Genomic DNA, 15155 nt, shown 5'->3' with positions numbered 1-15155 from the left:
TTGATCATTACAGATTCGGGACTTTAATCACATCACCAATGCGCAATTGCGTATTCGGCTGCATGTCATTTAAATCGGCCAAAGCTTTGCTGTCGATACCATAACGGTTGGCCAAACCAATCAATGTATCTCCACGTTTGACCTTATATTCAGTCACAGTTTTTGGAATTTGAATACTTTGACCAATCTGTAAGCCTGAACGTGGGGTTAAGCCATTTAAACTAGCCAATTCAGCAACTGAAATACCAACACGGTTGGCAATTGAATTTAAGGACTCGCCACTTTTTACGCGATAAGCTTCAGTCGCTTTAGTACTGCTACTTTTAGCTACGTTTGATACTTCGGCTTTTGCATCAACAGTTGCAGCGCTGGCATCAACTTTTAAGCGCTGCCCAATACGCACATTGGCGGTACGCGATAATTCATTCAGCTCTGCCAAATAACTCAATTGCAATTTATATTGGCGAGCAATACTGCTTAAAGTTTCCCCTGCTTTCACGACGTGAATATCATTGGCAGTTTCAGTCGCTGCTTCAACTTGGGCTTTTTTATCAGGAACATCACCCGTGAGTTTCAGACTTTGTCCTGCTCTTAAACCACCGTTACGGCTAATGTTATTCAACTCTGCTATGTATTCCTGACTCAAGTTATATTTGGTAGAAATAGCAGATAAGGTATCTCCACGTTGTACCGTATAACGCTCAGGTACATTAACGCCCGCAGGTACTTTTAAGCTTTGACCAATGCGTACCCCACTTTGGGTGGTTAAATTGTTCAAACTGGCCAATTCAGCCAACGAAATTTTGGCTTGGTTGGCAATACTGGATAAAGTATCGCCACGCTGTACCTGATAATTTTCTGTTGGATAGTTTGGTGCTTCAGTTTTTGCTTCTGACTTACTGGCCTCGGCTTTGTTCGCTTCAGCTTTCTGAGTCGTTGCTTCATTTACAGGGACATTAATACGCTGACCCACCAATAAACTGCTGCCCGCCGTCAGACCTGGGGTTAAATCTGCCAATTCCTGATTAGACAAAGCATAGCGATCAGCTATCAGTTTTAAATATTCGCCACGTTTCACCACATAGCTTTTGGTCACGACTTTTGTGGCTTGTTCTGCCGCTTTTTTATCCGCTTCCGCTTTGGCTTTAGATGCCGCAGTTTCTTTTAAACTTAAACGCTGTCCGACCAATAAACCACTGGTAGTGCTCAAATTATTATAATCTGCCAATTGTTTAACGCTTAAACCAAACTGACTGGCAACACCTGTTAAAGTATCATTGGCTTGCACCACATATTGCTCAGGCATGGTTTTCGGTTTGGCTGGCTCTGCCTGTGGCTTGGCATCGTACAAATAAATACTGGTGCCTACATACAAAGTTGCATCGGGTGCAATTTGGTTCCACTTCGCAATATCACGCCAATTCAAACCATTTTTCATGGCAATACTGGCCAAAGTATCGCCCGCCAATACGGTATAAGTAGTCCGTTTGCCTTTTGGCGGAATAACCACAACTTCAGAGTCCGTACGCACAAAGTTTTTACCCTGATTGCGCTTGGCTTCTTCTGAATCTACACGTGTGCTTTCTGCCACACTTTTCGGGTAAGCAAAGCCTTTGGTTAACTCTTTACCTTGCTGCTCTGCCACAGACTGGCTGGTTTGAATTGCTGTAAGCTTAATTTTCCCATCGTATGGATCGACAATCTCAGTGCCTTGAGGTGCAATTTGTTTTAGTTCCGCCACAAGTTGCTCTTGCTCTGCCTTAGAGGCTACAGGCTGCAACACCTCTTCCACCGTTTTATTACTGCCTTCTGCCTGTACCGCAGCAAGAATCTGTTCACGCTCGGTCGTTGAAATTGGTGGTTCAATCCGTACAGGTTGAATATTTGCCGCAGGCGTAACTGCAACAGGAATACGCGGTGCACTTGGTACATCACTCCCTGCTGCAAATGCAGCCAAGGCATCTGAGCCTCGTGGTGTACGTGACAAACGTGCAGGTGTTGTTGATGCAGGTTTAGACGCACTGGCTGTCGTGGAGGTATTTGAGGGTGTGGTGCTTGCGGCTTTTGCGGTTGCTGCTGGCGTAGCAGATGCTGTTTTACTCGTTGTCGTTCTACTGGTGGTTGCCGTGGTCAATGCGGGTGGCGCAGATTTAGACGGTGTGATCGTTACTCCAGATGAAGAAAACGACGGCGTGTTACTTGTATTGCTTGCCCATAAACCACCACCACTTTGTAATTTTTTTAATCGTGCATCTACCGTTGGACTTAAATCTGCAGGAATTAAAATTCGCATTGGGCTTTGCGTGTCGATCCGATCACCACGATGCCCTGGGTTAAGCGAATAGAGTTCCGCACGGCTTAAACCTGTAATGCTGGCCACATCATTTAAATTTACCGCACCTACATTTAACTCACGGAAGTGAGGACGGTTGGCAATAGGCGGTAAAGACACGCCATAAGCATGTGGACTTTTAATAATTTGCGCCACAGCCAAGAAACGTGGCACATAATTCATGGTTTCCTGAGGCAATTTCAAAGACCAATAATCGGTTGGCAAGCCAGCAGCTTTATTACGGTTAATCGCTTGCTGAATACGACCTGGCCCTGCGTTATAGGCTGCCAATGCCAATTCCCAAGAACCAAACTGATTATACAAACTGCCTAAGAACTCATAGGCAGCACGAGTCGACTCCACTACATCTCGGCGGCCATCATACATTGAGGTTTGTTTTAAGCCGTAAATACGGCCTGTACTTGGAATAAACTGCCATAAACCTGCAGCAGCAGCACTACTGGTTGCAGCGGGGTCATACGAGCTTTCAATGACAGGCAACAATGCCAATTCAGTTGGCATACCACGGCGTTCAGCTTCTTTTACCGTGTGATACAAATAACGCGAAGCACGCGCACTTAAACGATCCAAATATGGCTGACGTGAAATAAACCAGCCACGCTGTGCTTCAATACGCGGGTTCCAATGGTTTAAATCCATTTTGAAACCCACGGTCATACGCTTCCAGACATCGCCATGTTTTAAAATTAATAGACGATCGCCTTCAACTGCACGCATATCGGTTGCAGATAGTAAGTCTTCCAAACCATCCAGTGTGCTGGCATCTAAATAACCCGACCCGACCTGACTTGAAGTAAGTGGCTTGCTCGCACCCTGGGTCGAGCTACAGCCAGACATCAAGCCCAAGGCAGCCAATGCTGAACCTAAAACTGTAATTTTAAAAAATGAAGGTAAAGTCGGCTGCCACAAGCGCGTGGTTGGTTTATACATAAAAGAATCCAAACAACTCGTATATAAATTATTTTTTAGACATGCCATTGTAGAGGAGCTAGACAACGACACAAGGCTTTAATTTAGCGTGTTTCCGCTATAAATGTTACAAGAAATTAAAAAAATAGCAGGAATTTTGGGTCTAAACTAAATTTGCGATATACAATAGCTTTTTGTTTTGAATTATTTTGCTGAGTTTTCGGATCTGATTTATGTCTCAAACAATCACATTATATGTTGATGGTGCTTGCCGTGGTAATCCTGGCTTAGGGGGTTGGGGGGCGTATATCATCACCGAACAGGCAGAGCATAAATTACATGGTGGCGAAGCACAAACCACCAATAACCGCATGGAACTTACTGCAGCCATTGAAGGAATTTTATTTTGTCCAACCGATGCCAAATTGATTATTTGGACAGACTCCAACTATGTCAAACAAGGCATTACCGAGTGGATTCACGGCTGGAAAAAGAAAAACTGGAAAGATGTCAAAAACCCAGACCTTTGGCAAAAATTAGATGCCACGTGTCAGGGGCGTGAAATTGAATGGAACTGGATTAAAGGCCATGCAGGACATGCAGGCAATGAAATGGCAGACCAATTGGCCAACTTGGGTGCAGATCAAGTTCAGAAAACCTTGAATTCTCCATCTAATGCAGCACCCACTTTGGATGCACCGCAACAGGATAAAAAAAAAGCTGAATCTGACTGGTTACTAGATGATCCTTTCGGTTTTGACCTGATTGAAGATGAACCTGAAATGGAAAATACAACACCAGACAGCAATTTAGAAAGTAACGATCAAAAACACAGCATTATAGAGGATGATGAAAGCACACAGGCCGCTACTGGTGATACTTTAAATAATGATCGTGAAATAGCACTAAACTCAGAAAATGTCACCTCAAGTGAAAATATTGTGGATGCTACATCTGCAATGCACCCGCATATTGTGGTGACGCCTGCCACACTTGCGCTACACGGCCCGCGCCAACTGATTTTAGATACGGAAACCACAGGTTTTTATTATCAGGACGGTGACCGTATTATTGAAGTGGGTGCGCTGGAAATGATTAACCGTAAACTCACGGGCAGTTCTATCCACATTTATATCCAGCCTGAAAAACTGGTCGGTGAATCAGAAAATATTCACGGTATTTCAGATGAGTTCTTAAAAGATAAACCAAAATTTGCCGAAATTGCAGATGTGCTGTATCAATACCTCAAAGGTGCAGAAATTATTGCGCATAACGCTACCTTCGATATGAACTTCCTAGACATGGAATTCAATCGCGCAGGTTTGGGTAATTTATCAGAAGTGTGTACCGTAACGGACTCATTGCTGATGGCAAAAAGCAAACACCCTGGGCAAAAAAACTCCTTGGATGCTTTGGTCAGACGTTATGAGATTCCTGCGCGTGACCGTACCTTCCACGGCGCATTACTGGATGCCGAAATTCTTGCCGATGTATACTTGGCAATGACGGGTGGACAGGTTGCATTTGATATGGATACCCTGTCTGCAAGTGAAGAACAACAACGTCAAAGTGACCGTTTAAGTATTGATATTGACCTAGCGGTAATATTACCTTCAGAAGATGAACTGGCTGCGCATGAGAATTGGGTCAAACAATTTGAAGAAAAACACGGTAAACCTTGCTTTTTTGCCAAATAAAATCTACGAGTTTTGTAATTTTATGTATTTAAAGATTCGCCAGTTCAGTTATAGTTAAAGCAAATAGGACTTTGTATTTTTGCAAAGAACCAACAAACAGATAAAACACTAGGAAAGGTGCAGATCCATGTCTTACCAAACCTCTATACATTTTGATCCAACTGCCTTGCTGATAATAAAAAATGAGGTTGATAATTCTATCAAACTGGTTGAATCCGCAGTAAGCACCTTAGCAGAAGATCAAACTTTACCTTTTGGTATTGATGATGCACTGAATCAATTTGAACAGTGCGCTCAGGTTTTAGCCTTAATTGATATGGAAAGCTTGGCAAAAATTGCGCAATACTCTGCAGAACTGATGCGCAAAATTATGGGGAACCCAAGCAATATCAACACACAGGAAGTGATTGCGCTCAGCGAAGGCACAACTATGCTCAAGCGTTATATTGAGTTTATTTGCCTGCGTGAAGTTAAAATTCCACAATTTTTGCTCGATACCTTAAACCGTTTAGAACTGCCTTTAGGTAAACCATTAACGCAAGAAGGTCAACATATTGAAGGCCTGCTCGATTGCATCACCCCTAGCTTTCAATTGCCGCAAGCGCCTTCATTAGAAAAGTCGGCTTATGTGCATCGCTTGTATAAATTGTCATTACACAAATTACTCAAGCAAGAAGAATCTGAAATGGATCTTCAAGCAATCAAATTAGTCGGGACATATTTGGCAGGCTTGGCAGAAAGCCATCCGAGCCAACAATATTGGGGTTTGGTACACGTTGCCTTCAACCATATTGATGACTTGTTGCTAAATGAGCCACGCTTACGCACCCTCATTGGTATTGAACACAATATGCGTCAATACTTTGCAGCGCCAGAAACATTCACTGCGACCTTGACTGATCTCGCGAACATTTTAAGTCTGTGCATTAGTCAAGAAGATGAGATTTCACAACATATTCGCAGCCAGATGAATCTTGGTGAAGACTTATTGACTGACACACAATTACAAGTATTCAGCCGTCATTTATATGGTCCAGATTTTGACACCATGCACACCATTAGCGACTTAGTGACCACAGAAATGGCACAGATTCGCAATGACATTGAATACAACTACCAAAACATGAGTCCTGAAAAAACACAGGAATTGCAAAGTAAGTTAAAAGAGTTGGCGAACTTATTTAAAGTACTGAACTTAAATGAAGCCAATCAAGACTTAGAACGTCAGGCAGAATCATTAAGCCGTCCTGAATTGCTCAAAGATGAAAACTTTGCCCAGCAATTAATGAACGTGATTTTATCTGCCATGAACTCAATTGGTGTGCTTGAACGTCATCACACCTCTAGTCGCTTGCAGTTGCGCGTCAACAACATGAATATTTCGCTAGATCGTTTAGATGAAGCGCATGAAGCCTTGTTGACCGAAACCAAATTACTGATTGATTTGATTACGCAAACCCTGACTCAGCATTTGCAAAGTCAAAATATTGCAGAATTGGAGCATACTTCTGCTCAAATTCGTGAGGTTGCGGGTGCAATGTTGTTCTTAAATGCAGAAAGTGGTCAAAAAGCCCTAAAAGTCTCTGCCGATTTTGTAAAAACACAAGTTGAAGCAGGTCAGAACTTAACTGCAGAGCAAGTCAATCACATCTTGGATACACTTGCCAGCGCAGATATGCTGATTGACAATTTAAAGAACAAACAGCCTGTTCTGCACAGCATGTTTAAGGTAGCATTGGACAGTAGTGAAAAATTGAAAACTGTAGCCTAATGACTGAACTCTCACTTGCATATATTTTTCAGCAACAACAACTTTTGGTCGATGAAAACTTCCAACTGCCCCGTGTGGAAAAACTGGCAAGTGACTTAAGCTTTAGCTCGGGCGATCAAGTGATTGCCCGAGACCTCCTCGAAGATGAACCAATCCCAAATGGCTTTCAATTAATTCCTATCCGACAGTTATTACAACTGTGGAACACTCAGCAATTTGAGCAAGCCAGCCGTGCCATCCAGTTATTGGAATGGCGTCGTAATCATAAATTCTGCAGCCATTGTGGTCACAAAACTGAAGTGCATGCCACCCAATATGCCATGGTCTGCCCTGCTTGCGGCTATCATCAATACCCACGTGTCAATCCATGTGTGATTACCGTCATTACTCGCGGTGAAGACGAAGTACTACTGGCGCGCAATGCACGCAACAAACAGCCAATTTATGGCCTTATTGCAGGCTTTGTCGAAGTGGGTGAAACCTTAGAAGAAGCGGTACGTCGTGAAACCGTTGAAGAGGTTGGCGTGCAACTTAAAAATATTCAGTACCTAGCCAGTCAGCCTTGGCCATTCCCAAGTAATCTGATGATTGCTTTTAAAGCCGAATATGCAGGCGGTGAAATTCAGTTACAAGAAGAAGAAATTCGTGATGCGCAGTTCTTTAAATTTGATCAGCTACCTGAAATTCCCTTTAAAGGCAGTATTGCACACGCCATGATAATGCACGTGACGCAAGGCACTGCTGTTGCAGATGATACCAAAGCTTGGCTATAAGTCTGCTGTTATCCTAAATACAAAAACCGTTGCCACAAATTTGTTGCAACGGTTTTTTATTGCTACTCAACCAAATACTAGGTTGAAGATCAATCAATATAACTCATCTTCAAGGGCCTGATCTAAAGCTCGCATAATTTGAGTCTTGGTCGCAAAGAAACGACTAAACAAACTGGATACCGATGCCATAACACTGACATGCCCTGTTCTTGGAATGACCATAATTTCACTGTGATTGCCGTATTTCTTTAACACGTGGTCGAAGTCAGTGGCATTGCTTGGCCCGACAATTTGATCCTTTTCTGCCACCAGTAAATAGTGCTTAACTGGATTCGCCTCAACAAAATAGTACGGCATCACATCTTGATACGGTACATCCTGATCAAAAGCATCGGCACACAGTGGGTCATCCTTATAATCAAAGTGATAAGGCCCTGCCAAACCAATAATTGCACGGATGTGATTCTTACAGCTTAAGGCATAAGGCTGCGGATGATATAACAAAGACATCACATTAAATGCCCCTGCCGAATGTCCCATCAAGACCACCTGTGCAGTTGCAATACCCAATTTATGTTGATGCCGAGTCAAATAATTCAACGCTAAGGTTAAATCATCAATATAGGTGGGAAAAATATGCTGTGGCGCAAGCTGATAGTTAATGATCGCAACGTCAAAGCCTTCTTTTGCAAAAGCTTCACCCACAAAACGATAATCCTGTTTATCACCGCGTGACCATGCACCGCCATGCACAAATACCAGCAATGGACGCTGCGGGCGTGGTGTTGTGGTACGGTACACATCCAGACGATGCCTTGCCCGCAAACCATAAGCAATATTACTTTGAAGGGTATAGCCCTGCCGTGGGGTTAAGCGATTGAGCGCATAACTGCCTAGGCTATACAGACGAAATTCCTCATAAATGCGTTTCGCCTGTTCTAATCTTTTATTGAACTGTTTAAGCCAGTGTTCCACATTATTGAACATGTGCAGGTTCAACCTGATCTGGATCTATCGCAACGGGTGTCTGTGTTTCAGGCGCAACCATCGGGCTTACAAAATTGGCATTATTGCTTGGCTGGAGTTCAATATTATCAATCAGGGTAATAATTTTGGTGACGTTTCCAACTTGTTGCAGCACTTGATTTAGGTCTTGCAATTCTGCGTTATTTAAACGTCCCATCACATACAACACACCATCTTCAGTATGAATACGCACTTTACTGTCAGATACCACAGGCGCTTTCATAATCAAACCACGGGTATTTGCAGTCACTGTGGTGTCCTGCATAATGGTGCTGTAACTGATTTGATTACCTACCGTAATATAATTATGGATGGTTTTTACATCACTCATGGCACGTACATTGTCTTCTGCCAATTGCTTTAAATGCGCATCAGGCACTTGTCCTGTCAGTAATACATTGCCATGAAAACTTTCAACATTCACGCGAGACTGTTTAAAGCGCGAATCTAGTTTGTATAAATTAATTTTAGCGGTACGTTCAATTGAATTATCAATAAACACTTGCCCAAGTGATCGTGCGCCACTTTCTGTTCCTACTGGCGCTGTACCTGTACCACTTGAAATAAAACTTGCACAACCCGATAAACTTGCTACACACAGCAAGGTCACTGCAATACGGTTTAACACTCAGCAAGACTCCTCATTATTTTCTTTCAACTCTGGCAGTGCTGCACATTTCATGCTTCAGTTTTTACGACAAGCACTCACCAGCTGATGTTTTATGCTTTAAATTTCACTCAAAGATTAATCAACTCTGCATCAAAAGTAAAAGCATTTTCAATCCATTGCAGATCATACGGGAATTTGGAAAAGTCTTGCTGTACTGTTTTTGCAAATTGCCCAGAAAAATCAAAACAAATCACATCAAAACGACAATAAAATTCTGAAAATTGTGGATTTTCTGCCAAAAACTGCAAGGCGGTTTTCATGATTTTCTGCTGCTTAGATAATGACACCACTTCATAAGCTTTTGCATAACTGCTTTTAGAGCGCGCTTTCACTTCAACAAATATCAATTGTTGTTGCCGAATCAAAATACCGTCAATTCCACCAAACACACTATGATAATTTTGCTGTAGCAATGTCCAACCCTGCTGCTGCAAATACTGCCATGCAAATTGTTCGGCCCATGCACCCAATGCCTGACGCATCAAATTTTTATTGTTGGTTTTATTCATTTTCATTTTTATATTCACAAGTGCTGCATGATTGATACAGATTCTGCCTAGTTTCGCCTTACATACATACATACGTCAGATCGCAATTCAGGTAGAATAGCCATTCGGTCAGTCGTTAGTGAATGACTCAGAGCAATGCTGTATTTAATCGAATTTTAATTAATTTTTTTAGTATGTTATTTCCCACGGAGAAAACTCAATGAGTGCCCAGTTATTTGTTGTTGCCACCCCAATTGGTCACTTAGATGATATGAGCTACCGTGCGATTCACGTACTCAAATCAGTAAGTCTGATTGCCGCAGAAGACACTCGCACCTCTGCACAATTGATGAAACATTTTAATATTTCTACCCCACTCACTGCCTGTCATGAGCACAATGAAAGCAACAAAATCGAGATTTTAGTACAAAAATTACTGAATGGCGAAGACATGGCGCTGATTAGCGACGCAGGTACGCCACTGATTAGTGACCCAGGGTTTAAGTTGGTACGTGCCGCACAGGCCAATGGTATTCGTGTGATTCCTGTTCCGGGCGCTTGCGCAGCCATTGCAGCATTGAGTGCGGTTGGCTTACCGAGTGATCGATTCAGCTTTCAGGGCTTTTTATCTGCTAAACAATCTCAACGGGTACAACAACTTGAAAAACTCAAAGATGAAACCCAGACGCTAATTTTCTATGAAGCGCCACATCGAATTTTAGATTCAGTCAAAGATATGGCTGGGGTGTTTGGAGCCGAACGCCCTGTTGGTTTTGCCCGAGAAATTACCAAAACCTTTGAAACTATTAAAAAAATGACTTTGGGTGAACTGGTTGAGTTTATCGCTGCAGATCATCACCAACAAAAAGGTGAAATTGTATTGGTGGTAGGCGGTGCCAGTGAAGAAAAAGACCTAGAACAAGAAAAACTAGATCAACTGTTACAGCGCTTATTGCAAGATTTATCGGTGAAAGCTGCATCACAATTGGCTGCTGACTTAACAGGGATTAAAAAGAAAATCGCCTATCAACGTGCACTGGAGTTAAGCCAAGCAGCAGACTAAGCACATTTAGTTTACTGCGTTGTCTTGAATATTCATTCAATAAAAAAGCATCACCTTGAAGGTGATGCTTTTCTATATATTTCGACCGTAGTCAGTACAGTTAGCCTGAATACGACCACTTAGTCGCGTGCTGACTCATCTGGTGGTACTTCCGTAATTTTTCCACCACGTGCCAAGAACGCTGCAACTTCATCTTCCAAAGCCTGACGCTGTTTCAGTTTAGCAGTCACGGTCAAAGTTTCTGCTTCTGCTAAATCTCCATCTGCAGCGCTTTCTTCTGAATCTGCAGCGCCTTTTTCGGCTGCTTTCGCTTCATCTTCGTCTACAGTTGAATCTTCTACATCATCGTAATCGTTCATGTCCGTCATCTTAATCTCCCCACAAATGACTTCAACTTGGTCCAATTGAAAACTGGTTATGAATTACGATGAAATTTAGCAATCTCTTGGCCTTTCGCATAGAGTCTAAATTAAAAAATTCGTATCTTTTTTAATCAAATTCGTAATCAGGTATGTATGACCGTACAAAAAACGACTCTTTAGGGTTAAACCGCGTAACGGGTATCTTGTAACAGACTTAATCCATTGGCTTGTGCCATAAAGGCATCTTTTAGTGCAGGCTGTTGTTCAACCTGTTTCAAACCAAAATTACGCGCCCATACCACAGGGAATAAAGTCGTGGTTTCCATCCAGCCAATAGCAGACATACTGTGCATCATGGCATCGTTCTGCCCTTTACGACGGTGTTCATAACGCTTTAAGGTCTGCTCATGCGCCCAGACACCGCGTTTAAAGTCATGCAGTAGTACATCACAAAGTACTGCAGCGTCTAAACAGCCAATGTTCACCCCTTGTCCTGCAAGTGGATGAATCACATGCGCAGCATCACCAATCAATGCCAGCCCCTCTTGCACATAGCGCTGTGCTGCACGGGCCTTGAGCGGGAAAATAGCACGTGGTGTTGCCTCTAATACCTCTCCCAACATGTGATGACTTTCACGGGTCAAGAGTTGAGTAAAATCGGCATCATTCAGCTTGGCGTATTCTTCGGCATAGTCATCGGGCAAAGTCCAAACAATAGACTGCCAATGCCCTTCTTGCTCATCCTGTAAACTGGCCATTGGTAAATACGCCAACGGGCCTGTTTCCAAAAATATTTGCCGTGCTACATGCTGATGTGGCAATGCAGTACGAATCGCACAGGTTAAACCTGCCTGACGATAATCCAGCACATCAAAATCAATAAAGGCCTGTTCGCGCACAAAGGAGTTGGCACCATCTGCACCAATCACCAGTTTAGTTTGTAATTGGGTACCATCAGCCAAATGAATATGCCAAACTCCTACACCACGCTCCAAACGTGTCACTTTGACTTGCGTGCGATAATCCTGCACTTGCTCTAGCATTCGTTGCTGAATCGCAAGGTTTAAAATACTTGGCTCTACCATTGAACCAAGCGCTTGTTCAATCACGGGTGTATTCGTAGCACTACTGCCAAAATTAATTTCACCATAGCCATTTTTATTCCAAACCTGCATGCCGCTATACGGCATGTGGCGCACAAGTTTAGGCCAAACACCTGCGGTTTTTAATAGGTGGATCGTAGCCTGACTGAGCGCCAAAACACGTGGATTGGCAACCGCTAAAGTTTTCTCTGCATCTAAAATGGGTGCAGCATCCAAGACTGTAGCTTGCACGCCACCCTGTGCTAACAGTAATGCGGTTAAACCGCCAACCAAGCCACCACCAATAATGACTGCATCTAACACTTGCACTTGTTGATTTGCTGTACTCATGCTTTTAACCCCATTGCATAGTTGGCTACCAATGGCTTAATGCCTGGAATCGTATCAAAAGCAACGAGGCCTGTATTACGCATGAATTTTAGGATTGGGTTTTGATTGCTAAAGCCACGTACAACACTATCGCAGAATTTAATAACGCGTTGCTGATCCTTTAAGCGAGATTGCTCATAGTCACGTAGTACAGCTGGGTCACCTAAATCTGCAGATTTTGCTGCCTGTTCGGTAAGATAACGCAATAAAACATAGGCATCTCGCATACACAAGTTAAAACCTTGCCCTGCAACAGGGTGAATCGTATGCGCTGCATTACCCATCAATACCACGCGACCAACCGCCTGTTTTTCTGCTAAAACTTGTGACAATGGAAAACTAAAACGACGTCCTGTTTTTTCAAATTTTCCTGCGCGGTCGCCATAAGCTTGTTGCAGGGCATCTAAAAAGTGTTGGTCGTTTTCATCGCCAATCCATTCATGCTCTGTTCCCTTTGGTACAGGCCACACCACAGAACGACGATATTCACCTGGCAATGGCAGCAACGCCAAAGGCCCTAAATGGCTGAAACGCTCAAAGCCAACATGCGCATGTGGCTTAGAGGTTTGCACCGTAGTCACAATAGCCACTTGGTCATAATCGTGTTCCGATGCACCCACGCCCAAAGCTTTACGGCAGAAAGAATCACGACCATCGGCAGCAATGAGGAGTTTTGCAGAAAGTTGTAGTTGCTCCTGACCACGCACCGCCTCGATATATGCAAAATCTGCGTCTTGTTTCAGTGCTGTCACCTGCACGCCATCAATTAACTCAATAAGCGGCTGTTTACGCACTTCGGTTAACAACACACGACCGAGCCATGCATTTTCAATGACCTGCCCAAAACTTTCGACTTTTTCTTGTTCAGCCAATAATCGCGCCTTACCAAAACTGCCTTGCTCTGTAATCTGAACTTCTAAAATAGGCGTGGCATGTTGCTGCAAGGCGTCCCATAAACCCAGTTCTTGGTAAATTTGTACACTGCGACGTGACAATGCGCTGTTACGGGCATCGAAACTGGAATGATACGGTGCTAAATTGGCATCTTCATAATTGGGGTATTGAATCGCTTCCAGCAACTTCACCGCAATATTGGCTTTGGCTAACATTAAGGCAAGGCTTAAACCCACCATACCACCACCGACAATGATGACTTCTTGTTGCTGCATTTCGTTCCCCAATCTGCTCAATTTCACTGAATCATACTGAATTTAGGCTTTGGCTTGAGCCATGAGCGCTTCAATCTCTGCTACTGTTTTTACTACATTTGCAGTCAAAACACGAGGTCCATTTTGTGTTGCCACCACATCGTCTTCAATGCGAATCCCAATACCACGCCATTTTGCATCGACTGTTTCATCATCTGGGGCGATATATAGACCTGGTTCAACCGTAACAACCATGCCTTCCTCATACACACGCCAGTCTTCGCCCTGCTTATAAGTGCCGACATCATGCACATCCATACCCAGCCAATGGCCTGTGCCATGCATATAAAATTGACGATAACTTTCCGAATCAATAATTTGTTCTAAATCGCCCTGCATAATGCCCAAATCAAGCAGCCCTTGTACCAAAATACGTACCGCAACATGATGTGGTTCTTTATAAGAATTACCAATTTGCACAGCATCAATGGCTGCAATTTGCGCATCCAATACAATGTTATACAGTGCTTTTTGTTCTGGGCTGAATTGACCATTTACAGGGAATGTACGGGTAATGTCTGAGGCATAGCACTGATATTCACAGGCTGCATCAATCAGGACCAAATCACCATCTTTAAGGATTTTGTCATTTTCGACATAATGCAAAATACAGGCATTTTCTCCACCACCGACAATGCTGTTATAGGCAGGAACACAGCCATTTTTGCCAAAAATATAATTCAGTTCGGCTTCTAATTCATATTCCATCATGCCCGCTTTGACCGTTTGCATGGCACGGGTATGTGCCTCGGCACTAATGTCTGAAGCAATTTGCATCAACTCCAGTTCAGACTCGGTTTTATGCAAACGCATTTCATCCAGCAAACGATCTAGTTGCACAATTTTGGCGGGTGCAGTATTGCCTTGACGATGTTGTGCATCGGCTTGTTGGTTCCATGCAGCTACACGTGCATCAAATTCAGCCTGATGACCCAAACGGTAATATAGCGTGTCTTTGTTAACAATTTTCGCAATGATTTCTGCATCTAACTGATCAATTGCAAAAGACTCATCTGCCTCGTACTGCTCAATTGCACCTTCTAGCCCTGCCCGATAACCATTCCAGATTTCCATTTCACGGTTACGTTCACGGCAGAACAAGGTGTAAGTGTAGCCTTCATCAATCGATTCATAAGTTTCAATTACTGCAACTGCTTCAGGTTCTGCAAAACCTGTCAGATAGAAAAAACTGCTGTCGGCACGATATTTATAGTCTGCATCACGATTACGTATTGCAACAGGACTGGTCGCAATAATAGCAACACTGTTGGGGCCCATGCGTTCAGCAAATTGATCTCGACGTTCTTTAAATTCGACTTGAGTCAGTTTTTTCATATTGGGTTCTTTCATTGAAAATATGTTG

Annotated in this window: 12 protein-coding genes; 4 read left to right on the top strand and 8 right to left on the bottom strand. The window is 43.2% G+C overall.

Annotation, left to right across the window (positions count from 1 at the left end; translation table 11 throughout):
- Positions 1-7 precede the first annotated feature (7 nt).
- Positions 8-3283, bottom strand: coding sequence for a LysM peptidoglycan-binding domain-containing protein (locus ACNS8M_RS04325; RefSeq protein ID WP_419225204.1), 3276 nt, complete (start codon positions 3281-3283; stop codon positions 8-10).
- A gap of 212 nt (positions 3284-3495) precedes the next feature.
- On the opposite strand from ACNS8M_RS04325, the gene dnaQ reads away from it, so the two are divergent.
- The 3 genes from dnaQ (at position 3496) to nudC (ending at position 7503) form a co-directional block, all read left to right on the top strand.
- Positions 3496-4959 carry a DNA polymerase III subunit epsilon gene (dnaQ, locus tag ACNS8M_RS04320; RefSeq protein ID WP_419225203.1) on the top strand — a complete coding sequence of 488 codons (1464 nt, stop codon included), beginning with the start codon at positions 3496-3498 and terminating at the stop codon, positions 4957-4959.
- A 127-nt stretch (positions 4960-5086) separates the two neighbouring features.
- Positions 5087-6730, top strand: coding sequence for a chemotaxis protein (locus ACNS8M_RS04315; protein WP_419225202.1), 1644 nt, complete (start codon positions 5087-5089; stop codon positions 6728-6730).
- Positions 6730-7503 carry an NAD(+) diphosphatase gene (gene nudC, locus ACNS8M_RS04310; RefSeq protein WP_168418636.1) on the top strand — a complete coding sequence of 258 codons (774 nt, stop codon included), beginning with the start codon at positions 6730-6732 and terminating at the stop codon, positions 7501-7503. Before ACNS8M_RS04315 ends, nudC begins: the two co-directional genes overlap by 1 nt.
- Positions 7504-7596: 93 nt before the next feature.
- On the opposite strand, the gene ACNS8M_RS04305 is transcribed toward nudC, so the two are convergent.
- From ACNS8M_RS04305 to ACNS8M_RS04295, 3 genes are all read right to left on the bottom strand, one after another.
- Positions 7597-8490, bottom strand: a complete 894-nt coding sequence (locus tag ACNS8M_RS04305; RefSeq protein ID WP_419225201.1) for an alpha/beta hydrolase — start codon at positions 8488-8490, stop codon at positions 7597-7599.
- On the bottom strand, positions 8480-9157 hold the full coding sequence (locus ACNS8M_RS04300) for a BON domain-containing protein (protein WP_419225200.1): 678 nt from the start codon (positions 9155-9157) through the stop codon (positions 8480-8482). The genes ACNS8M_RS04305 and ACNS8M_RS04300 overlap by 11 nt, the downstream gene beginning before the upstream one ends.
- A 110-nt stretch (positions 9158-9267) precedes the next feature.
- Positions 9268-9714 (bottom strand): YraN family protein, encoded by a 447-nt coding sequence (locus tag ACNS8M_RS04295; protein WP_286428509.1) that lies wholly within the window; start codon positions 9712-9714, stop codon positions 9268-9270.
- 193 nt (positions 9715-9907) lie between these two features.
- On the opposite strand from ACNS8M_RS04295, the gene rsmI reads away from it, so the two are divergent.
- Positions 9908-10750 carry a 16S rRNA (cytidine(1402)-2'-O)-methyltransferase gene (gene rsmI, locus ACNS8M_RS04290; RefSeq protein ID WP_286428511.1) on the top strand — a complete coding sequence of 281 codons (843 nt, stop codon included), beginning with the start codon at positions 9908-9910 and terminating at the stop codon, positions 10748-10750.
- A gap of 119 nt (positions 10751-10869) precedes the next feature.
- Here the strand turns inward: rsmI and ACNS8M_RS04285 are convergent, their stop codons facing one another.
- The 4 genes from ACNS8M_RS04285 to pepP all read right to left on the bottom strand — a co-directional run bounded on the left by ACNS8M_RS04285 (position 10870) and on the right by pepP (position 15127).
- A complete protein-coding gene (locus ACNS8M_RS04285) occupies positions 10870-11118 on the bottom strand; it encodes a hypothetical protein (protein WP_019836366.1) in 249 nt (82 codons plus the stop codon).
- Positions 11119-11294: 176 nt separating this feature from the next.
- Positions 11295-12545, bottom strand: a complete 1251-nt coding sequence (locus ACNS8M_RS04280) for an FAD-dependent monooxygenase (RefSeq protein ID WP_168461729.1) — start codon at positions 12543-12545, stop codon at positions 11295-11297.
- Positions 12542-13753, bottom strand: a complete 1212-nt coding sequence (gene ubiH / locus ACNS8M_RS04275; RefSeq protein ID WP_168461728.1) for a 2-octaprenyl-6-methoxyphenyl hydroxylase — start codon at positions 13751-13753, stop codon at positions 12542-12544. The genes ACNS8M_RS04280 and ubiH overlap by 4 nt, the downstream gene beginning before the upstream one ends.
- 42 nt (positions 13754-13795) lie before the next feature.
- Complete coding sequence (pepP, locus tag ACNS8M_RS04270; protein WP_286428513.1) at positions 13796-15127, bottom strand: Xaa-Pro aminopeptidase; 1332 nt, start codon at positions 15125-15127, stop codon at positions 13796-13798.
- Positions 15128-15155 lie beyond the last annotated feature (28 nt).

Origin of the sequence: Acinetobacter sp. A2, assembly GCF_048537555.1 — a bacterium.
Lineage (GTDB): Bacteria > Pseudomonadota > Gammaproteobacteria > Pseudomonadales > Moraxellaceae > Acinetobacter.
This window is presented reverse-complemented; position numbering and strand designations above follow the sequence as displayed.